Annotated in this window: 21 protein-coding genes and 1 pseudogene; 8 read left to right on the top strand and 14 right to left on the bottom strand. The window is 66.3% G+C overall.

Features of this window, described 5'->3' with window-relative positions:
- Positions 1–13 precede the first annotated feature (13 nt).
- Positions 14–1309 carry an ATP-dependent protease ATPase subunit HslU gene (gene hslU, locus K0S66_RS04675; protein ID WP_301073976.1) on the top strand — a complete coding sequence of 432 codons (1296 nt, stop codon included), beginning with the start codon at positions 14–16 and terminating at the stop codon, positions 1307–1309.
- Between the two features lie 46 nt (positions 1310–1355).
- Here the strand turns inward: hslU and K0S66_RS04680 are convergent, their stop codons facing one another.
- The 5 genes from K0S66_RS04680 to K0S66_RS04700 all read right to left on the bottom strand — a co-directional run bounded on the left by K0S66_RS04680 (position 1356) and on the right by K0S66_RS04700 (position 7227).
- The gene (locus K0S66_RS04680) at positions 1356–2486 is read right to left on the bottom strand and encodes an acyl-CoA dehydrogenase family protein (protein ID WP_301073977.1); all 1131 of its coding nucleotides are present in this window, start codon (positions 2484–2486) and stop codon (positions 1356–1358) included.
- Positions 2487–2547: 61 nt separating this feature from the next.
- Positions 2548–4104 carry a DHA2 family efflux MFS transporter permease subunit gene (locus K0S66_RS04685; protein ID WP_301073978.1) on the bottom strand — a complete coding sequence of 519 codons (1557 nt, stop codon included), beginning with the start codon at positions 4102–4104 and terminating at the stop codon, positions 2548–2550.
- Positions 4105–4154: 50 nt separating this feature from the next.
- Positions 4155–5306, bottom strand: a complete 1152-nt coding sequence (locus K0S66_RS04690; protein ID WP_301073979.1) for an efflux RND transporter periplasmic adaptor subunit — start codon at positions 5304–5306, stop codon at positions 4155–4157.
- Positions 5303–6778 carry an efflux transporter outer membrane subunit gene (locus K0S66_RS04695; RefSeq protein ID WP_301073980.1) on the bottom strand — a complete coding sequence of 492 codons (1476 nt, stop codon included), beginning with the start codon at positions 6776–6778 and terminating at the stop codon, positions 5303–5305. The genes K0S66_RS04690 and K0S66_RS04695 overlap by 4 nt, the downstream gene beginning before the upstream one ends.
- Entirely contained in the window at positions 6766–7227 is a 462-nt protein-coding gene (locus tag K0S66_RS04700; protein WP_301073981.1) for a MarR family transcriptional regulator, read from the bottom strand. Before K0S66_RS04700 ends, K0S66_RS04695 begins: the two co-directional genes overlap by 13 nt.
- 125 nt (positions 7228–7352) lie before the next feature.
- Here K0S66_RS04700 and K0S66_RS04705 point away from each other — a divergent pair, with 125 nt between their 5' ends.
- Both K0S66_RS04705 and K0S66_RS04710 read left to right on the top strand, forming a co-directional pair.
- Entirely contained in the window at positions 7353–10244 is a 2892-nt protein-coding gene (locus K0S66_RS04705; RefSeq protein WP_301073982.1) for a pitrilysin family protein, read from the top strand.
- The gene (locus K0S66_RS04710) at positions 10244–10543 is read left to right on the top strand and encodes a hypothetical protein (RefSeq protein WP_301073983.1); all 300 of its coding nucleotides are present in this window, start codon (positions 10244–10246) and stop codon (positions 10541–10543) included. Before K0S66_RS04705 ends, K0S66_RS04710 begins: the two co-directional genes overlap by 1 nt.
- 66 nt (positions 10544–10609) lie before the next feature.
- Here the strand turns inward: K0S66_RS04710 and K0S66_RS04715 are convergent, their stop codons facing one another.
- The 8 genes and pseudogenes from K0S66_RS04715 to K0S66_RS04750 form a co-directional block, all read right to left on the bottom strand.
- Positions 10610–11230, bottom strand: a complete 621-nt coding sequence (locus tag K0S66_RS04715; protein WP_301073984.1) for a dihydrofolate reductase family protein — start codon at positions 11228–11230, stop codon at positions 10610–10612.
- Positions 11223–11756, bottom strand: coding sequence for a VOC family protein (locus tag K0S66_RS04720; RefSeq protein ID WP_301073985.1), 534 nt, complete (start codon positions 11754–11756; stop codon positions 11223–11225). The genes K0S66_RS04715 and K0S66_RS04720 overlap by 8 nt, the downstream gene beginning before the upstream one ends.
- Positions 11753–12538 carry a VOC family protein gene (locus K0S66_RS04725; protein WP_301073986.1) on the bottom strand — a complete coding sequence of 262 codons (786 nt, stop codon included), beginning with the start codon at positions 12536–12538 and terminating at the stop codon, positions 11753–11755. The genes K0S66_RS04720 and K0S66_RS04725 overlap by 4 nt, the downstream gene beginning before the upstream one ends.
- 17 nt (positions 12539–12555) lie before the next feature.
- Positions 12556–12957 (bottom strand): DUF1428 domain-containing protein, encoded by a 402-nt coding sequence (locus tag K0S66_RS04730; protein WP_301074041.1) that lies wholly within the window; start codon positions 12955–12957, stop codon positions 12556–12558.
- A pseudogene (locus K0S66_RS04735) lies at positions 12940–13269 on the bottom strand (DUF1428 domain-containing protein); the annotation flags it as partial. The gene K0S66_RS04730 and the pseudogene K0S66_RS04735, both read right to left, overlap by 18 nt.
- The gene (locus tag K0S66_RS04740) at positions 13266–13964 is read right to left on the bottom strand and encodes a glutathione S-transferase family protein (RefSeq protein WP_301073987.1); all 699 of its coding nucleotides are present in this window, start codon (positions 13962–13964) and stop codon (positions 13266–13268) included. The pseudogene K0S66_RS04735 and the gene K0S66_RS04740, both read right to left, overlap by 4 nt.
- Before the next feature lie 81 nt (positions 13965–14045).
- Positions 14046–14150, bottom strand: coding sequence for a DUF4287 domain-containing protein (locus K0S66_RS04745; RefSeq protein ID WP_301073988.1), 105 nt, complete (start codon positions 14148–14150; stop codon positions 14046–14048).
- A 138-nt stretch (positions 14151–14288) separates the two neighbouring features.
- Positions 14289–14723 (bottom strand): VOC family protein, encoded by a 435-nt coding sequence (locus tag K0S66_RS04750; protein ID WP_301073989.1) that lies wholly within the window; start codon positions 14721–14723, stop codon positions 14289–14291.
- Positions 14724–14786: 63 nt separating this feature from the next.
- Between K0S66_RS04750 and K0S66_RS04755 the strand changes: the two genes are divergently transcribed.
- The 3 genes from K0S66_RS04755 (at position 14787) to cobT (ending at position 18517) form a co-directional block, all read left to right on the top strand.
- Positions 14787–15482, top strand: coding sequence for a helix-turn-helix domain-containing protein (locus tag K0S66_RS04755; RefSeq protein ID WP_301073990.1), 696 nt, complete (start codon positions 14787–14789; stop codon positions 15480–15482).
- 46 nt (positions 15483–15528) lie between these two features.
- The gene (gene cobS / locus K0S66_RS04760; protein WP_301073991.1) at positions 15529–16533 is read left to right on the top strand and encodes a cobaltochelatase subunit CobS; all 1005 of its coding nucleotides are present in this window, start codon (positions 15529–15531) and stop codon (positions 16531–16533) included.
- 160 nt (positions 16534–16693) lie between these two features.
- Positions 16694–18517: a cobaltochelatase subunit CobT gene (cobT, locus tag K0S66_RS04765; RefSeq protein WP_301073992.1), complete on the top strand. Its 1824-nt coding sequence runs from the start codon at positions 16694–16696 to the stop codon at positions 18515–18517.
- A gap of 45 nt (positions 18518–18562) precedes the next feature.
- Here the strand turns inward: cobT and K0S66_RS04770 are convergent, their stop codons facing one another.
- Positions 18563–18706, bottom strand: coding sequence for a hypothetical protein (locus tag K0S66_RS04770; protein WP_301073993.1), 144 nt, complete (start codon positions 18704–18706; stop codon positions 18563–18565).
- Positions 18707–19041: 335 nt separating this feature from the next.
- On the opposite strand from K0S66_RS04770, the gene K0S66_RS04775 reads away from it, so the two are divergent.
- Together K0S66_RS04775 and K0S66_RS04780 are read left to right on the top strand one after the other, a co-directional pair.
- Positions 19042–20346, top strand: coding sequence for a UDP-glucose/GDP-mannose dehydrogenase family protein (locus K0S66_RS04775; RefSeq protein WP_301073994.1), 1305 nt, complete (start codon positions 19042–19044; stop codon positions 20344–20346).
- Positions 20343–20783 carry a VOC family protein gene (locus tag K0S66_RS04780; protein WP_301073995.1) on the top strand — a complete coding sequence of 147 codons (441 nt, stop codon included), beginning with the start codon at positions 20343–20345 and terminating at the stop codon, positions 20781–20783. Before K0S66_RS04775 ends, K0S66_RS04780 begins: the two co-directional genes overlap by 4 nt.
- Positions 20784–20874 lie beyond the last annotated feature (91 nt).

The raw sequence follows: 20874 nt of genomic DNA on the forward strand, positions 1-20874 counted from the left end.
ATATGCGGGCACGATGAAGGACACACTTACCCCCAAGGCAATCGTCGCCGCGCTTGATGCGCATATCATCGGCCAGAAGGACGCGAAGCGCGCCGTGGCGGTGGCACTGCGCAACCGCTGGCGGCGGCAGAAGCTTAGCCCCGATCTGCGCGACGAGGTGACGCCCAAGAACATCCTGATGATCGGTCCCACCGGCTGCGGCAAGACCGAGATCAGCCGCCGCCTGGCGAAGCTGGCTGATGCGCCGTTCGTGAAGGTGGAAGCGACCAAGTTCACCGAGGTCGGCTATGTCGGCCGCGACGTGGAGCAGATCGCGCGCGACCTGGTCGAGGAAGCGGTGCGGCTGGAAAAGGAACGCCGCCGCAACGCGGTGAAGGACAAGGCCGAGGAAGCGGCGATGGACCGGCTGCTCGATGCGCTGGTCGGCAAGGATTCAAGCGCCGCGACGCGCGAAAGCTTCCGCCAGCGCTTCCGCGACGGGCATCTCGACCAGACCGAGATCGAGCTTGAGCTTCAGGTCGCGCCCCAGATGCCGTTCGAAATGCCGGGTGGTGGCCAGATGGGGATGATCAACCTAGGCGAGATGTTCGGCAAGCTGGGCGGCGGGCAGACCAAGCGGCGCAAGCTGCTGGTGCCGGCAGCATGGGAAAAGCTGGTCGAGGAAGAGGCCGACAAGCGGCTCGACCAGGACGAAGTGAGCCGCGTGGCGCTGGCTGATGCCGAGGCGAACGGGATCGTCTTCCTCGACGAGATCGACAAGATCGCGGTCAGCGACGTGCGCGGCGGATCGGTGAGCCGCGAAGGCGTGCAGCGCGATCTGCTGCCGCTGATCGAGGGCACGACCGTCTCGACCAAATACGGCCCGATGAAGACGGACCATATCCTGTTCATCGCGTCGGGCGCGTTCCATGTCGCGAAGCCGAGCGATCTGCTGCCCGAGCTTCAGGGGCGCCTGCCGATCCGCGTCGAGCTGAAGGGCCTGACCGAGGACGATTTCGTCGCCATCCTGTCCGACACCAAGGCATCGCTGCCGGCGCAATATAAGGCGCTGATCGGCACCGAGGGCGTTGAGGTCAGCTTCACCGAGGATGGCATTCGCGCGGTTGCGCGGATCGCGGCCGAGGTGAATGGCGAGATCGAGAATATCGGTGCACGCCGGCTGCAGACGGTGATGGAGAAGCTGCTGGAAGAAGTGAGCTTCGAGGCGGAGGATCGCGCGGGCAGCTCGGTCATCGTCGATGCGGCCTATGTCGAGCAGCATCTCGCCGGTGTGGCGCGCAACACCGATCTCAGCCGCTTCGTGCTGTAACGGCATTCCCCCCTTTTCCGCAGTGCGCGGGAAAGGGGGGGATGGGTCAAATGGCCAATTCTTGGCGCATCAGCGCAGCATAGCGTTTGGCGTGGTGATCAGTCGCGCCGAACTGTTGCTCGATTGCAGTGGCGCGGCGGAAATAATGGCCGACGGCGAGTTCGTCGGTCATGCCCATCCCCCCGTGCAGCTGAACTGCATTCTGCCCGACGAAACGGACCGCGTCCGACACGGTTGCCTTTGCCGCCGCGACGGCTCGCGATCGCTGCGCCGCCGGGCCTTCCACATGAAGCGCCGCGAGATAGGCGGCTGAGGTCGCCTGTTCGGCGGCGATGAACATATCGACCATGCGGTGCTGCAGCGCCTGGAAGCTGGCGAGCGGCTGCCCGAACTGCTCGCGCTCCTTGGTGTAGGCGACGGTATCGTTCAGCATCTTGCGGGCGAGCCCGGCGGCCTCCGCGCACAGGGCGGCGATCCCCTCATCACGCGCCTGTTCCAACAGCGGCAGTGCGCTGCCTTCCTCGCCGAGCAGTGCGTCGGCCGGCACGGTGACGGCAGTGAACGTCAGGTCGGAGGCCGGTAGCCCGTCGATCAGCGCATAATCATGCCGCGACAGGCCAACGGCATCGGCGGGTACCAGGAACAGGGACACGCGGCGCACGTCGCGCGCGCTGCCAGCGGTGCGGGCCGTGACGAGCAGCCAGTCTGCCCCCGGCGCGCCGGCTACGACAACCTTCTCACCATCAAGGGTCCAACCGTTTCCGCTCTGTCGCGCAATGGTCGAGACTGCCTCCAGCGCCTGCCGGCTGTCGGCTTCGCCCGCGGCCAGCACGGCGCGGACGCTGCCATCGGCGAGCTGCGGCAGAAGCGCACCGGCGCGCTCTCCGCTTGCCCGCCTCAGCAGGCCGGCCGCGATCACCGCGGTTTCGATATAGGGAACGGGTGCCAGTGCCTCGCCCAGCGCATCGGCGATCACCATGGTTTCGACCGCGCCGCCGCCGAGGCCCCCGGCTTCCGCCGGCAACGCCGCACCCAGCACGCCCAGATCACGCCCCAGCGCCTGCCAGAGTGCCTTCGCATCCCGCGGGCGATGCGGATCGAACGCGAAGCTTTGCGCCAGATAGCGCGTGAGCGTGTCGCGCAGCATCACCTGCTCGTCGCTGAGCGAAAGATCCATGGCCCTCTCCCGTCTTATTCTTGGAACGCGCTATGAATTGGCGCGGGAGCGGACGCAAGGCTCAGTCGGCGGCGACGGGGCCTGTGCCATTCGCTGCCGGGCGGCGGCAGAGCCACACGATGATCAGCAGCGCACCGCTGAGCCAGGCGGAGAGGCGGAAGAGGTCGGTCGAAGCGAGCAGATACGCTTGGCCAACCATCTGCCGCGTGATCACCGCGGCGGCCTGCGTTGCGTTCAGCCCCAGGTTCATCAGCGCCTCGCTCGCCATCTGATAGGGCACACCATTGCCGACGGCTTCCGACAGACGGCCCTGATGCAGTGCCTCGCGCCGGTCCCACGCCGTGGTGATCATCGATGCGGCAAAGGCGCCGGCGACGATACGGGTGAAGTTGGACAGGCCGGTTGCCGAGGGGATCCTTTCCGGCGGGATGCGATCGAGCGAGATGGTCAGCATCGCGAGGAAGAAGGTCGACATGGCGACGCCCTGCACCAGCAGCGGCAGGACGAAATCCCAGAAGCCGGCATAGGTCGTGTAGCCCGAGCGCATCCAGTAGCTGATCGCAAAGGCGACAAAGGCCACGCTTGCCAAGATCCGCGCGTCGATCTTGCCCGACAGCCGCGCGCTGAGCGGCGTTAGGAGCACGGCGACGATCCCGCTGGGTGCCGCCACCAGCCCCGCCCAGGTGGCGGTATAGCCAAGCTGCGTCTGCAGCCACAAAGGCAGCAGCAGGATGTTGGCGAAGAACACCGCATAGCCCAGGCAGAACGCGAGATTGCCGATCGCGAAGTTGCGGTTGGTGAACAGCGACAGATCGACGATCGGATTGGCGTCGGTCAGTTCCCAGATCAGCCAGGCGATGAAGCCAACGCCGGCGATCACCGTCAAAACGACGATCATCGGATCGTTGAACCAATCGGCGTTCTTGCCGAGATCGAGCATGACCTGAAGGCAGCCGACCCACAGCACCAGCAGCACCAGCCCGATCGTGTCGATCGGCACCTTGGCGGTCGGCGTCTCGCGGTTCTTCAGGTTCGACCAGCAGATCGCGATGGTGAAGATGCCGAAGGGCACGTTGATCAGGAAGATCCAGCTCCAATGGTAATTATCGGAGATGTAGCCGCCCAGGATCGGCCCCATGATCGGCGCGACCAACGTGGTCATCGACCAGATGCCAAGCGCGGTGACGCGCTTTTCCGGCGGGAAGACGGAGATCAGCAGCGCCTGGCTTCCCGGCATCATCGGGCCGGAAACGGCTCCCTGAAGCACGCGAAAGGCGATCAGCGAAGGGAGGCTCCACGCGATGCCGCACAGGAAGGAGGCGACCGTGAACAGCGCCAGCGAGACGCAGAACGTGCGCACCACGCCAAAGCGGCGCATCAGCCAGCCGGTGAGCGGCACCGAGATCCCGTTGGCCACCGCAAAAGCAGTGACGATCCAGGTCGAATTGTCCGAACTGACACCCAGATTGCCGGCGATCGTCGGCAGCGAGACGTTGGCGATCGTGGTGTCGAGCACCATCATGAAGGTGCCGAGCGCCAGCGCGAAGGCGACCAGGCCAAGCCGCGCGCCGGCCAGCGGCACCGGCTGAGCGGCGGCGGGCGCCGCGGCGCTAGCCATGCGACCACCCCATCACCATCGGCAGAGGGGATAGCGAGCGCGCCATCGGATCAGCGGTTCGCCGCGATGATCTGCGCGATCTTCGCCTCCACCGCCGGATCAGCCTCGGAGAAGTTGCCGCGATATGGTTGCGCTGCCGGCTGCGCGAGGCGCGGCCCGCGGGTGTTCGCCGTGTCCACCGTTGCCATCACCGACAGGCCGATCCGCAGGGGATTGGCGCGCAGTTCCTTCGGATCGAGCATGATGCGCACCGGCACGCGCTGGACGATCTTGATCCAATTGCCGCTGGCGTTCTGCGGCGGCAGCAAGGCGAAGGCATTGCCGCTGCCCGCGGACAGCCCGACCACGCGACCGTGGTACACGACATCATCGCCATAAGCGTCGGCCACGACCGTCGCTGGCTGGCCAATGCGGATATCCTTCAGCTGCGTTTCGCGGAAGTTCGCATCGACCCACAGGCGCCCCAGCGGCACGACAGCCATCAGCGGCGTGCCGGCCGCGATCTGCTGCCCGACCTGTGCCTGCCGCTGCGCGACGACGCCATCGATCGGCGAAACGATGTGCATGTGGCTGCGGACGATCGCTGCGCGCCGATAATTGGCGATGGCAGACAGCACGGCGGGGTTGGTGCCAACGGCCGTTCCCTGCACGGCGGCCTGCGCCTGGGTGCGGCGGCTGCGCGCGAGGTTGAGCGCGGCGCTGGCGACCTTCACCTGATCGGCGGCATGGCTCAGTTCCTCGCCAGACACTGCGCCTTCGCGCGCGGCGCCCTGGCGGCGGGCATAATCGGCGCGGGCCGCGGCGAGCTGTGCCTCCGCCTGCACCACGGCGGCGTCGGATTCGCCAACGCGCGAGAAGTCCGACCGCGTGCCGCGCACCGCGCGCGCCAGTTCCGCCTCCGCCGCGGCGAGATTGACGTCGGCGGTCAGCGGATCGAGGTCGATCAGCGGCTGTCCGGCCTTCACGGCCTGTGTGTTGTCGGCATGCAGGGCGACGATCGTGCCCGGGTCGCGCGCGGTGATCGCCACCACGTCACCGGCGACATAGGCGTCCTCGGTCTCCTCCTCCGGCTTCGCCAGCAGGAAGTGGAACACCGCCCAGATCGCCAGGCCGACCAGAACAATGATCGCCAGACCCAGCAGCAGGCGGCGACGCAGGGCGGGGCGGCCGGCGGGCGGCGGCGGGGCAGCGGTGTCGGTCATGGCGTCGGGGTCCGCGTGAGAAGGGTCGGTCGGGAAGGATCGAAGCCGCCCCCCAGGGCGACGGCGAGCCGCGCGCGCGCCGCCAGCGCATCCACCGCCAGGGTGGCCCCGGCAAGCTGGGCGTCGAGCAGGCGAATGTCGGTATCTATACCGCTCAGCCGCGAATCGAGGCCGGCGTTGATGCGGATCGCGTTCAGCCGGTTGGTCTCCGCAAAGCCGCGCACGACCGCAGCCTGAGCGTTGGCCTCGCGCGTCGCGGCATCGATCGCCGCCAGCGCGTCGGCCGCTTCGCGCACCGCGCGCACCACATTGGTGTTGTAATCGGCGATAGCCACATCGACCCCCGCGGTGGCACCTTCGAGGTCGGCGCGGAGCCGCCCCGCGTCGAAGATCGGCAGGTGAAGCGCACCGCCGAGACCGAGCGTCCCCGCCTCCGGATCGAACAGATTGCCGATCCCCACCGCCTGCAATCCCGCCAGCGCGATCAGGTTGACGTTCGGGTAGAAGGCGCGCCGCGCCACTTGCCGGCCCGCGGCGGCGGCATCCACCCGCGCGGCGGCGGCGGCAATGTCGGCCCGCCTGGCGATCAGGTCAGCGGGGATGGTCGTGGGCAGCGTCAGGCTGGCTGGATCGACCAGCCGGGTCGCGCCGATCCCTGCGGCATAGTCGGGGCCGCGCCCAACCAACGCGGCCAGAGCATTGGCGGCGAGTATGCGCGCCGCCTCCGACCGGGTCAGCGCCACGCGCGCTTGCGCCAACAGGGTGCTCGCGGCCTGAACGTCGATCTGGCTGGCGAGGCGGTTCTCGCGGCGCACGGTGACCAGCCGAAGCGCGCGCTCGCGAGTCGCGATCGTCTGGCGCGCCAGTGCGCCGACTCGTTCGGCGCGGGCAATTTCGGCATAGGTTGAAACGACCGACCCGGCGAGCATCAGGCGGGCAGCCTCGGCGTCCAGCGCGGTTGCCGCAAGCGACGCGCGCGCGCCTTCGATGGCGGCGCGCTGGCGCCCGAACAGGTCGAGGTTCCACGACAGGTTCGCCGTCGCATTGCCAAGGAAGCGGACACTGCCGGCGAAGGGCGGCGGGATGGTGTAGCGGCCTGAAATCCGCGCTTCCTGCGCGGTGACGTCGGCGGTGAGATCAGGGTCACGTTCCGCATCGCGGCGGGCCAGCGTGGCCTGTGCCTGCCGCACGCGGGCCAGCGCGGCGTCCAGTGTCGGGCTGCCGGCAAGCGCATCGGCGACGACCCGGTCGAGCTGCGGATCGCCGAACGCGGTCCACCATTGCGGGTCGATCACCGGCATCGGGGTGTTGCTCAGCCCCAGGTCGGCCGGGGCCCGCTGCGTCAGTTGCGGACGACTGTCCGGCGGGGTGCAGGCAGCGAGCCCGATCGACAGTAGCGCCAGCCCCGCCACCATCCGCACGGCCCGTCTACGCCGGCCGGTGGCAACCGCAATCGCCTTCATCCCTGGCATGCGTCGCTTTCCTCCATCGTCGTGCGCAGGCGCTGCAACATCCTCACCAGATCCTCCGCCTCGCTCTCGCTCCAGTCGCCAAGGAATCCGTTCCAGCAAGCGATCACCTTTTGCTTGGCGGACAGCGCCGCCGCGCGGCCGTCGTCCGTCAGGGTCAGCCGCACGACGCGTCGATCGCTCGGATCGCGCTGTCGCTGGACCCATCCATTTGCCTCGATCTGGTCGATGATCCGGGTCATCGCGCCCTTGTCGTGCGCCATGCGCCGGGCCAGCCCCGCGCAGGTGTCGGCATGATTGAAGTAGAGCGACACCAGCGTCATCCACTGGGTGGCGCTCATCCCTTCCTCCGCCAGCGTGCGATCGATTGCGGCCACGCTCATCTGGTGGATTACCCGCACCAGATATCCCGGCGACACATCGGGATAGAAGCTGGAGTCGCTGAAGATCATTTCCGTTGCTTAGGCAACCATTGCCTGGGCAGTCAATATTCGTGACGAAATGTTGCCCGCTTCCGCCGGGGCCGCGGGGGCGCTACGCTCCGCCCATCTGTATGGAGTTTCCCGCCTTGCGTCTGATGACTCGTCTCGCCGCCAGTGCCGCGGCGATCGCGCTCGCCATTCCGGCCGTTGCGCAGAACGCCCCCGCCACCTCGGCCACCCCTGCCCCCCCCCTTGCCGCTGCGCCTGCCACGGCCGGCACTGCGGCGGCGATGCCAAAGGCCGCGCCGGTCGCCGATCTCGTCAAGGCGATCGACATCCCTTACGAGCAGTTCACGCTGCCCAACGGCCTCCGGGTGGTTGTCCATACCGATCGCAAGGCGCCGGTCGTGGCGGTGTCGGTCTGGTACGACGTCGGCTCCAAGCATGAGCCGAAGGGAAAGACGGGCTTCGCCCATCTGTTCGAACATCTGATGTTCAACGGCAGCGAAAATGCGCCGGGCGACTTCTTTGAACCGCTCAAGCAGGTCGGCGCGACGGACCTCAATGGCACGACCTATTTCGATCGCACCAACTACTTCGAAACGGTGCCCACCGCGGCGCTGGAACAGGCGCTGTACCTTGAAAGCGATCGCATGGGCTGGCTGACCGGCGCGATCTCGCAGGCGGTGCTCGATGAGCAGCGCGGCGTCGTCCAGAACGAAAAGCGCGAAGGCGACAACCAGCCTTACGGTCTGGTCCCCTACAAGCTGATCGAAGGCGTGTTCCCCGCGGATCACCCTTACGGTCACAGCACGATCGGTTCGATGGCCGATCTGGACCGCGCGTCGCTCGACGATGTGAAGAGCTGGTTCCGCGACCATTATGGGCCGAACAATGCGGTGCTGGTGCTCGCGGGCGACATCGACGTTGCGACCGCGCGGCGCCTCGCCACCAAATATTTCGGCCCGATCAAGCCGGGCCCGAAGAGCGTCGCGCCGGCCGCACCCGTGCCGGTGCTCGCGCAGGCGAAGAGCGAAGTGATGAAGGATCGCGTCGCTGCGCCGCTGGTGGTGAAGAACTGGCCGGTACCCGGCCTCAACGATCCCGCTGCCCCCGCGCTGGAAGTGGCCGCTTATGTGCTCGGCGGGCTCGCCAGTTCGCGCTTCGACAATGCGCTGGTGAAGGGCGACAAGACTGCGGTTCAGGTCAGCGCCAACTATTCCGATTTCGCGCAGGTCGGGACGTTCAGCATTCAGGCGGTGGTCCGCCCCGGCGTCGATCCCGCGGTGGTGCAGAAGCGCCTCGATGAACTGGTCGCGGACTTCATCCGCAATGGCCCGACCGCCGATGAGGTGCAGCGCACGCTGACGACGATGGTGTCGCGGCGGATCGGCGGGCTCGAATCGGTCGGCGGCTTTGGCGGCAAGGCCGTCGCGCTGGCCGAGGGCGCGCTCTATTCGAACGATCCCGGCTTCTACAAGAAGCGGCTCGCGGAACTCGCCGCGCAGACGCCCGCCAGCGTGAAGGCGGCGGCGCAGCAATGGTTGAGCCGGCCCGGCTACACGCTGACCGTCGTTCCCGGCGAACGCGATGCTTATGACGAGGCGCAGGTGCCGCCGGCCGCGCCGCAGACCGCCGCACCTGATGTTCCGGCCAAGGGTACGCGAGAGCCGATGCCCAAGGTGGGTGAGGTTGGCGCGCTCGCCTTCCCCACCGTGCAGCGGGCGAAGCTGCGCAACGGGATCGAGCTGGTCTACGCGCAGCGTACCGCGGTGCCGGTCACGCAGATCGTCGCCAGCTTCGATGCCGGCACCGCTGCGGATGACGCCAAGCGGCTGGGCACGCAGGCGATGACCCTGGCGATGATCGATGAAGGCACCACCCGGCTGAACTCGATCCAGCTGGCGGAGGCGAAGGAGCGGCTGGGGCTCGACATCTTCACCGGATCGTCGCCCGACCGCACCACCGTCAGCTTCCGTGCGCCCAGCGCCAATCTGGCGCCCGCCGTCGATGTGTGGGCGGACCTGCTGCGCGCGCCGACGTTTCCGGAAAGCGAGTTGCCGCGCGTGCGTGGCCAGTTGCTGGCGCAGATCGCGCAGGAACTGACCGATCCGGCCGGGCTGGCCCGGCGGGTCGTGTCACCGATCGCATACGGCGCGGGCAGCCCCTATGCCAAGAATGTCGGCACCGGCGATGCCGCCGCCGTCCAGGCACTGACGCGCGATGATCTGGTCGCCTTCCAGCGCGCCTGGCTGCGGCCGGAGAAGGCCAAGATCTTCGTGGTCAGCGACCGTCCGATGGCGGAGGTGCAGCAGGTGCTGAACGCTCGCCTCGGCGATTGGCAGGGCACCGGTCCGGCCGGGACCAAGGTGTTCCGCGAGGATCGCAGCCTGCCGGCGCCGCGCGTGATCCTGATCGATCGACCGGACTCGCCGCAGTCCCGCATCACCGGCGCGCTGCGCACCAACCTGCGCGGCACGCAGGATCTGCTGCCGGTCATCACGGCGAACGATGCGCTTGGCGGCGACTTCCTGGGCCGTATCAACATGGACCTGCGCGAAACCAAGCATTGGTCCTACGGCGCCTACGGTGGCTTCCAGCGCAACGCCTTTGCCGCACCCTATCTGATCAATGCGCCGGTGCAGGCGGACAAGACGGGGCCGGCGATCACCTCGCTGCAGCAGGAAATCAGCGCCTTCGTCGGTGACAAGCCGCTGACCCAGGCCGAATTCGATCGCAGCATCACCGGTGCGATTCGATCGCTCGCCGGCAATTTCGAGACGGCTGGCGACGTGCTGGGGGCGATGCAGGCGAACGACCTCTACCAGCGGCCGGACAATTATTACGTTACGTTGCCGCAGGCTTATCGCGCGATGACCCGTGACGAACTGGTCGGCGCAATCCGTAGCGTCATCGATCCGAACCGTTTCGTTTGGGTCGTCGTGGGCGACGCCAAGGTGGTCCGGCCGCAACTTGACAGTGTCGGACTGCCGGTTGAGGTGATGAGCGCTGCGTCCGTGGCGGGCGCCCCACAGGAGAGAGAATGATGGCTGGAGTCGATGGTACCTACGACGTCGTTGTGAAGTCCCCGCTGGGCGACCAGAAGTCGACGCTGACGGTGAAGAGCGACGGCAGCACCTTCACGGGCACCAATTCGGGCGCGATGGGCGCGGCGGATGTCTCGGGTGAGGTGAACGGCAACACGCTGACCTGGAAGCAGCAGATGACCGTTCCGATGCCGATGACGCTCGACATGAACGTGACGATCGACGGCGACACCGTCTCCGGCACGGTTGGCGCGGGCGCATTCGGCAGCTTCCCGCTGACCGGCACCCGCACCGCCTGAACCGAATACCGCCGCCCCGATCACGTGATCGGGGTGGCGCGATCCTTGGGGGGCGCCCTGCGGCGGCTATTCGCCGTCCGGTCGCGTGAAATCCCCGGTCCGCACTGCGCCGTCACGCTCATAGACGGCCATGATCACGCCCGTCCCGCTGACGCGATGATCCACCAGCCGCAGCCCGGCGGGTGAGCCGCCGGTGAGTGCGCGCCGGCCTTTGCCGAGGATGATCGGCACGATCGTCAGGAACAATCGGTCGATCAACCCGGCGCCCAGCAGCGCAGGATACAGCTGCCCACTGCCCTGGATCAGCAGATCCGGCCCGTCTTCCTCGCACAGGCGAGCAACCGCGGCAGCGGGATCGCCCACCAGCGCCTGTGATCCCTGCCAGCCCAGCGTCTCGGGGTTTGAGGTGACGACGTATTTGGTGATCCGGCCAAAACGTTCTCCGACCGGGTTGCCCACGTGGCGCGGCCAGTAATCGGCAAAGATATCGTAGGTGCGCCGGCCCAACAGCAAATCATATTCGGCGCCCATGATGTGTTCACCGATGAAGTCGCTGGTCGCATCATCGTCGTAGCCGGCCATCCACCCGCCGTGCGCAAAGCCGCCGCTGGGGTCTTCGTCCGGCCCGCCCGGTGCCTGGATCACCCCGTCGATCGACATGAACAGGCCACCGGTGATCTTACGCATCGTCTCGCTCGCTCCGACGCGCCTGTTCGATCGCCGCTATGCCGATTTTGCGCATCGTCATCATCGCCTCCATCGCGCGCCTTCCAGCGGCGGCGTCCGGATCGGCAAGGGCATCCATCAGCGCGCGCGGCGTAATCTGCCACGAAAAGCCCCACCGGTCCTTGCACCAGCCGCAATCGCTTTCTTCCCCGCCATTGCCGACGATCGCGTCCCAATAGCGGTCGGTTTCCTCCTGCGTGTCGGTCATCACCATGAAGCTGACTGCTTCATTGGGCGTGAAGGCCGGCCCGCCGTTCAGGCCGATGAAGGGGCGCCCCAGCACGGTGAATTCGACCGTCAGTTCACCGCCCGCGGGCATCGACGGATTGTCCGCCGGCGCGGTCCGGACGCTGCCGACGTGGCTGTCGGGAAAGGTCGCGGCGTAGAAACGCGCCGCCGCGCTTGCCTGGCCACGGTCGAACCACAGGCAGGTCGCCAGTCGATCCGCGACCATCGGCGGCCGCTGGCGTGGGTCGCCCGTGCTCATGCCGCGGCGCCTGGTGCGGCGATGCCAAAGGCCGCGCCATCGGGGTCGCTCGCCACGATCACCCGGTCCCCGCCGGGCACTTCCATTGGCCCGACGTGAACGGTGCCACCGCCAGCGGTCACGGCCGCCGCGGCTTTCTCGATGTCGGGTGCGCGGAAATAGAACAGCCAGCCGGGGGTCGGCTGATCCGCGTTCACGTTCATCGTCGCGCCAAATGTCTCTCCGGCCGCGGCGGCAAAGATGTAATCGCCCGCCGCGTCCGGCATCGTCATCTTGTCGGGAAAGGTCCAACCGAACACGTCCGCGTAAAAGGCGTTGCCGGCGACCTGATCGGTGGTGACCAGTTCGTGCCAGTTGCATTTGCCCATGCCGGTGCGTTCCCATGCCGTGCTGGGCGCGTCGACCGCGCCGCGCATCACGTAGAACGGGTTGCCCTGCGGATCGGCGACCATCGCCAGCCGGCCGACGCCCTGCATGTCGAACGCGGGCAGATGGACGCTGCCGCCAGCAGCAGTGATCGCCGCGACGCTGGCATCGACATCGTCGACCCCGATGTAGAACAGCCACGCCGGCCTGGCACCGCCAGCCACCATCTCGGGCGCCAAATGCATCATACCGCCGACGTTGCTGCCGTCCGCGGTGACGAGCATCCGGTAATCCGGGCCCTCCCCCGGCCTGGGGCCGACCGTCCATCCGATCGCCTGGCCATAGAATTCGGACGATCGCTCGGGATCGGTCGTCAACAGCTCATACCAGATCGGGGTGCCGTGCTTGTTGCGCATCTCCTGTCTCCCTGCGCTCAGCCGTCGACCACCGGGACGAAGCCGCCGAACATCATGCGCTTGCCGTCGAACGGTCGATCCTCGCCGGCGGACATCCGCTCATCGTTCATCAGCGCTTCCCAGCCCCGGTCGCGCACGGCCTTGGACGGCCATTCGACCCATCCGAAGGCGACCGTTTCGCCGTCCTGCACGCGCGCGGCGCGATGAAAGTCGGTGACCTTTCCGACCGGCACGTCGTCGCCAAAGGCGTCGACCACGCGGCTGGCGCCATGATCCAGGAAAGCGGCGGCGGATGCTTCGGCGAAGCGGCGATATGCCTCTTTCCCGTCCTGGGCGACCGGCAGCACCACGCCATCGACATAGCCGCAGTCGCCGCCCGGCCCCGCCGCGCAGACCACCTCGAAACCGCCATAGATCATGCGCTGCCCGTCAAAGGGCATCGGGCCCAGCTGCTCCATCCGCGGGTCGCTCATCATCTGTTGCCCGGCGGCATCGCGCGTCGCCTTGTCGGGATATTCGATCCAGCTGAACAGAACGGTTTCGCGCTCACGCGCGTCTACCGCCTGCCACAGATCGTTGATCTCGCCGCGGGGCACATCGTCGCCCCATGCCTCGACCACGCGTACCGCGCCAAATTCCTCCAGCAGGCCGCGCGCCGCATCGGCATGGGCGATATAGCGGTCCTTGTTTTCGCTTGGCGCGACCACGACGAACCCGTCGACATAGGTCATGCTGCCGCTCCTTCACGACTCGCGAGCCAGGCGGCGATCTCCGGCGGCGGCGCGCCGGTAAAGCCCGCCAGCTGATCGGCAAGCGCGCGCTGGAACGCGGGCCGCGCCGTGCCGCGCGCGACATAGGCGCGCAGATTGTCGTACGGATCGAGGTAACCGTCATCCTCCAAGATCCGCACTACGGACACCATCAGCAGGTCGCCTGCGGTGAAGGTCTCATCTTCCAGCCACGTCCGATCGCCCAGCCGGCGTGACAATTCCTCCAGCCGTTCGTGGATGCGGGCCTCGACCGACGGGAGGCGCGGGCGTGACCAGGGCTCGTCGGCCTCGAACAAGGTGGCGATGGCATGGTCCATGATCGGTGGCTCGACGGTGTTGAGCGCGGCGAACATCCATTCGATCGCCCGCGCGCGTGCGGCGGGATCCTCCGGCAGCAACGTGCCGTACCGATCGGCGATGTGCAGGACGATCGCCCCGGATTCGAACAGCACCAGCCCGTCCTGCTCATAAGTGGGAACTTGCCCAAAGGGCTGGCGCTGCCGGTGCTCGGGGTGCTTCTGGCCGCCCTGTGTCAGATAGGCGACGTCATAGGGCTGGCCCACTTCCTCCAGCGCCCAGCGCACGCGAAGGTCGCGCACTTGGCCTTCGGCAAAGGGCGGCACCCAATCGAATGCCGTGATCGTTGGCAGTTCCATCCTCTCGCTCCTTTATTGTGTCGTCCGGGCCGCATGATCGCTGGGCGGCAGGTGCAGCCATCGGCGACGGTGCGCCTGCGTTCAGGCGTCACCCTCCTTCTTGGTCCCTTTCAGCAGCGCGACGACCGCCATGGCGTGGCCGTGGCCAAGCCCCAGGTCAGACTTCAGCTGTTCGACCATGGCCATCGGCTTGATGCCGGGCGCCAACGTGTCGCCGGCGGTCCAGCCATTCGCGACCCCATTGCGCGCAGATCGCCGGGGCTCTTCCCGGTCTTTTGCTCGATCGTGTCTAGATAGGCCTGGAATGACATGATGCCGCTTTCCTCAGGCGGCGCTGGCGTCGGGTTGCCCCATCGCCTGCTGCGCGGCCACCATATCCATGAACATCGGTTCCCAGACATGGCCGTCGGGATCCTCAAAGGCGCGACCGTACATGAATCCCATGTCCTGCGGCTCGCGGGTTTCGCGCCCACCCGCTGCGATGGCGGCATCGGTGATCCCATCCACCTCATCCCGACTGTCACGCGAGATGGCGAGCAGCACGCCGCTGGTCGTATGGGCGTCGATCAGCGTCTTGTCGGTGAAGGTCGCGTAGAAACCGCGATCGAGCAGCATCACGCTGATCTCGTCGGACCACACCATCGCCGACGCATGCTCGTTGGAGAACATGGGGTTCAGCGTGAAGCCCAGCGCTTCGTAAAAGGCGGTTGAGCGCGGCACGTCGGTCACCGGCAGGTTGACGAAGATCGTCCTGGCCATCGCACCTCTCCCTTGCGACTCGTTGCTTGTGGTTTGTGCGCTCGGCAGTTATCAAAAGCAACAATGAAGTCAGAAAAAGTAACAACTGAGGTTTCGGGCAAGCGGCGCTGGTATGACGACGCCTGCGGCACCGCGCTGGCGATGGAATTGGTTGGCGAGCGCTGGTCGATGCTGATCGTGCGCGAATTGATGTTCGGTGCCCGGCGCTTCGGTGAACTGAAAGCATCGTTGAACGGGATCAGCGCGAATGTGCTGACACAACGGCTGGAGGGGTTGGAGGCAGCGCACATCCTGAAACGCCGCCGCCTGCCGCCGCCGGCCAGCGTGCAGGTCTATGAACTCACCCCATGGGGCTATGAAGCCGAAGGAGCGATCAAGGCGCTGGGCGCTTGGGCAGCACGCTCGCCGGATCATGATCCGATGCTGCCGCTGTCGGCGGCGTCGATGATGCTGTCGCTGCGCACCATGATCCAGCCGCAGCGCGCCAGAAGCAGGCCGAATTGTGCCGTGGCCTTCACGTTCGCGGCCGAATCGTTCCTGGCGCGGCTGGTCGATGGCGACTTGCCGATCGTCCGTGGGGAGGGGGAAGCGGATGTGCATTTCACCACCAGCCCGCGGATCATGGCCAATATCGTCTACGGCAAATGGCCGATCGAGGAGGCTGAGGCGGCCGGAGAACTCGTTTTCGCCGGCGATCGCGCCCTGGCGCGGCAGTTCATCGACCTCTTCCACCTGCCGGCAAAGGCAAAGGTTGAATAACCACCGAACTCGGGCCTAAGGCGTTCGTGTTAATTGCGAGGCGCGCATGACCGATATTCCGAACACGCTTCCCGACAGCCGCGAAACGACGATCCTTGATGCGCCCGACAAGATGGTCAGCGTGCGCGAAATGTTCGGGATCGACAGTGACATGCAATGCCCCGCATTCAGCGAGGCGGACGAACGGGTGCCCGATCTGGACCCGGCCTATGTGTTCGATCCGGACACCACGTTGGCGGTGCTGGCGGGTTTTGCCCACAACCGCCGTGTGATGGTGCAGGGCTATCACGGTACCGGCAAGTCGACGCATATCGAGCAGGTGGCGGCGCGGCTGAAGTGGCCGTGCATCCGCATCAATCTCGACGCGCACATCAGCCGTATCGACCTGATCGGTCGCGACGCCATCGTGTTGAAGGATGGCCAGCAGATCACCGAATTCCGCGAAGGCTTGCTGCCCTGGGCGCTGCAGACCCCGACCGCGCTGGTCTTCGACGAATATGACGCTGGCCGTCCGGACGTGATGTTCGTGATCCAGCGCGTGCTGGAAACCGAGGGCAAGCTGACGCTGCTCGACCAGAACCGCGTGATCCGCCCGAACCCCTATTTCCGTCTGTTCGCCACGGCGAACACGGTCGGCCTCGGCGACACGAGCGGGCTGTATCACGGCACGCAGCAGATCAACCAGGGTCAGATGGACCGCTGGAACATCGTCGTCACGCTGAACTATCTGCCGGCCGCAACTGAGGCCAACATCGTGCTCGCCAAGTCGGGCGAATATGACAAGCCTGATGGCCGCAAGCAGGTGGAGGACATGATCCGCGTCGCCGACCTGACCCGCAAGGGCTTCGTCAACGGGGATATTTCCACGGTGATGAGCCCGCGTACGGTGATCACCTGGGCGCAGAATACGCTGATCTTCAAGGATGTCGGCTTCGCGTTCCGCCTCTCGTTCCTGAACAAGTGCGACGAGGCGGAACGGCCGCTGGTCGCCGAATACTACCAGCGCGTGTTCGGCAAGGACCTGCCGGAAAGCGTGGTGGGCAAGGCTTGATGCCGCGGGAGGCCTGACCCACCTTGTTGACCGGGATGGCACGGCTGGCGACACCTGCCCTCACGATCCGCGCGGTGTGCGGCCCTGATCGGGCTGCCCGCCGCGCCGGGTTCTCCCATGTACTTCGCGACGCCGCCATGGCGTGCAGGGATCACAGCTGATGGCCACCGAAACCCCGCTTGATCGGTTCAAGAACGTGCTCGGCGGCGCCTCGCGCGCGCTGTCGGAGGAGCAGGAGCTTGAACTCGCCTTCACCGCTGACGCCCCCGCGCAGTCGGGCAAGCATCTGAAGGTGCCGATGCCGGCGCGTAGCCTGCCGGCCGATCAGGTGGCCGAAGCACGCGGCTTTGCGGACGGTTTTGCGCTGCGGCTGAAGCACCATGATCCGGCGATGCACGCGCGCGGCGCGCCGCCCGAGGCGGTGGCGCGCGCTGTCTTCGATGCCGTCGAAGGGGCGCGGGTCGAGGCGCTTGGCAGTCGCGGCTATGCCGGGATCACCAACAATCTGGCGCAGGCGCTCGATGTTCGCCTGCGCGCCGACCCAATCACCCGCGCCCGCACCCGTGATGAAGTGCCGCTGTCGACGGCGCTGGGGCTGTTGGTGCGCGAGGCGCTGACCGGGCAGCAGGCGCCCGCCAGCGCGGCCCCGGGCCTCGCCTTGGTTCGCGACTGGATCAACGAACGGGCCGATCTCAGCGGCATGGCGCTGGCGCTCGATGATCAGCGTGCCTTTCAAAGCCTGGCGATGAAGCTGCTCGAGGATCTGGAGCTGGTCGAAGGAGACCAGGCACCGGAGGACTCGGACGACGGCGGCAGCGAGGATGAGGGCACCGACAGCGAACAGCAGGACGAAGGGGAAGAAGGCGAGAGCCAGGACGGCGAAGGGCAGGCCGAGTCCGAGCAGCGCGGCGAACAGCGCGAGTCCGACGATACAGAGGGGGAGGGGCAGGAACAGGGCGAGGACAATCTCGACGATCTCGACGGTGATCCCAGCGACGATGGGGAGGAGGGCATGCAGCCCGTCCGCCCGAATCGACCGACGACCGATTGGTCGCCTGACTTCGACTATAAGGTGTGGACCACCCAGTTCGACGAGGTAATCGCCGCTACCGAATTGTGCGACACTGACGAACTTGCGCGGCTGCGTGGTTATCTCGACCAGCAGCTTGTGCCGCTGCAGGCGGTGGTGTCGCGGCTGGCGAACCGGCTCCAGCGGCGGCTGATGGCGCAGCAGAACCGGTCATGGGATTTCGACCAGGAAGAAGGGTTGCTCGACGCCGCGCGGCTCGCCCGCGTTGTCATCAATCCCATGCAGTCGCTGTCGTACAAGGTGGAGAAGGACACAGAGTTCAAGGACACGGTGGTTACCCTCCTGATCGACAATTCCGGGTCGATGCGCGGCCGCCCGATTTCGATCGCGGCGATCAGCGCGGACATCCTGGCGCGCACGCTGGAGCGTTGCGGCGTCAAGACGGAGATTCTCGGCTTCACCACCCGCGCGTGGAAGGGCGGGCAGAGCCGCGAGACATGGCTGGCCGCCGGCCGGCCGCCACAGCCGGGTCGTCTCAACGACGTTCGCCACATCGTCTACAAGCAAGCCGACGAGCCGTGGCGTCGCGCCCGCAACTCGCTGGGCCTGATGATGCGCGAGGGGTTGCTGAAGGAGAATATCGACGGAGAGGCGCTGCTGTGGGCGCACAGCCGCCTGATCGCCCGCCCCGAGGAACGCCGCATCCTGATGGTGATCTCCGACGGTGCGCCGGTCGACGATTCAACGCTGTCGGTGAACAGTGGATCGTATCTGGAGCGTCATTTGCGGCAGGTCATCGACTGGATCGAGCGCCGTTCCCCGGTGGAGCTAATCGCGATCGGGATAGGGCACGATGTGACTCGCTATTATAACCGCGCCGTCACGATCATGGATGCGGAGCAACTCGGCGGAACGATCATCGAACAATTGGCGGCGCTGTTCGACGCGGAGTGAGCGGTCGGCGGCGAGTCTACATGGACGTCGCTCGCCACCTGTCACTCAATGGCCGTAGCGCTTGATCCCGCGGCGGCGCAGCTTGTCGCGCTTGCGACGTTGGACCACCGTGGTGATGACCGGTATGGCAATGACCACCGTCAGGCCGATCAGCGCGTAGGCAATCATATCCCGGCTAATATCGATCACGGCATTTATCCAAACAGGTGAACAGTTCGTCGCAACAACGTGTGACACCATGGTGCTGCAAAGAAAAGCGAAGAATGAACCAGTTACGGTCTGATCACCGGTTCATGATACCGCCTAAAAAGCCGGATCGGGCCTAGTTCTGGTTAATGCGTGGTGAGTTGCTGGTGTGATCCGAAGCCTGCGTTGATTTCAGGTAAGCCTATGCATGTGAGAGCGGTGCGATCTCTCGTCCGGTGGATTGCGCGGCCATGGTGGCGACTGGTTGATGCCCTGCCAGACACTGCGTAGAGCGGCCTGACCGGCAGCGAACCGGACTGCCGTAATGAGGGCCATGCATGCGTATCACGATGATCGGTTCGGGCTATGTCGGACTCGTTTCGGGAGCCTGTTTCGCCGATTTTGGTCATCAGGTGACCTGCGTCGACAAGGATGAACGCAAGATCGTGGCGCTTCATGCCGGGCGCATGCCGATCTACGAGCCGGGGCTCGATCAGCTCGTGGCGAACAATGTCGCGGCCGGGCGGCTGACGTTCACGACCGATCTTGCAGCCGGGGTCTCCGGTGCCGACGCCGTGTTCATCGCGGTCGGCACGCCGTCGCGCCGCGGCGATGGCCACGCCGACCTCTCCTACGTCTATGCCGCCACCGAGGAAATCGCGCGTGCCGCGACCGGCCCGTTGGTCGTGGTCACCAAGTCAACCGTCCCGGTCGGTACTGGGGACCGCGTGGAGCAGATCCTGCGCGACACTCGACCGGACGTCGATTTCGCGGTTGTGTCCAATCCCGAATTCCTGCGCGAAGGCGCGGCGATCGGCGATTTCAAGCGCCCCGATCGGATCGTTGTCGGTACCGATGATCCGCGCGCCCAAGATGTGATGAGCGAAATCTATCGGCCGCTGTATCTGGGCGAAAGCCCGATCCTGTTCACCGGTCGCCGCACGTCTGAACTGACCAAATACGCCGCCAATGCGTTTCTCGCGACCAAGATCACCTTCATCAACGAAATGGCGAACCTGTGCGAAGCGGTCGGCGCCGACGTGAAGGACGTCGCGCGCGGCATTGGGCTCGATAATCGCATCGGGCGCAAGTTCCTGCATGCCGGGCCGGGCTATGGTGGCTCCTGCTTCCCCAAGGACACGCTCGCGCTGCTCAAGACGGCGGAGGATTACGACACGCCAGTGCATGTCGTTGAGGCCGTGGTGAAGGTGAACGACGCGCGCAAGCGAGCGATGGGGCGCAAGGTGCTCGCGCAGCTTGGCGAGGATCCGCGCGGCAAGACCGCGGCCATCCTTGGCCTGACGTTCAAGCCCAATACCGATGACATGCGCGACGCACCGTCGATCGCAGTCGTCCAGAGCCTCGTCGATGCCGGGGTGGCGGTAAAGGCCTATGATCCCGAAGGGATGGAAGCTGCCCGGTCCGTGATGCCCGCATCGATGCAATATTGCAGCGGCGCGTATGAAGCGGCCGAGGGTGCCGACGTCGTCGTGATCGTGACCGAATGGGATGCCTTCCGCGCGCTTGATCTGCGGCGCCTGAAGGCGGTCATGGCCGCGCCGGTGCTGGTTGACCTGCGCAACATCTATGATCGCGAAGATGTGGAGCGCGCCGGCTTCCACTACACGGGCGTTGGCCGGTGACGCGCCCGCGCATCGCAGGTCTGCTCGAAACCGCGCTGTATGTCGATGACATGGCGCGCTCGGCGCGGTTCTTTCGCGATGTGCTGGGTCTCGCCCCGATGATCGAGAGCGATCGCCTGACCGCATTCGATGCCGGTCATGGCGGCGTTCTGCTGGTATTCGCTCGTGGCCAATCGACCGAGGATGTGACCGTGCCCGGCGGCACGATCCCGGGCCACGATGGGCATGGGCCGTTGCACATGGCGTTCGCGATTGGCGCGAACGAGGTCGAGGCGTGGCGCACGCACCTTGCCGAGCACGGCGTCGAGGTGACGCAGGAGGTCAGCTGGCCGGCGGGCGGACGCAGCCTGTATTTCAACGACCCGGATGGCCATGTTCTGGAGCTTGCCACGCCGGGCCTGTGGAAGAACGACGCGGATCGGCCTGGTCGGGGCTGAGCAGCCGATGCTTCCGCGAACAGCATTCGCGAGAGCGTGCCCGTGCTATCACACATTCCCGGTAACCGCCGCTGCCCGATCGCCTGCGGCT

Origin of the sequence: Sphingomonas sp., assembly GCF_029239295.1 — a bacterium.
Classification (GTDB): domain Bacteria; phylum Pseudomonadota; class Alphaproteobacteria; order Sphingomonadales; family Sphingomonadaceae; genus Sphingomonas.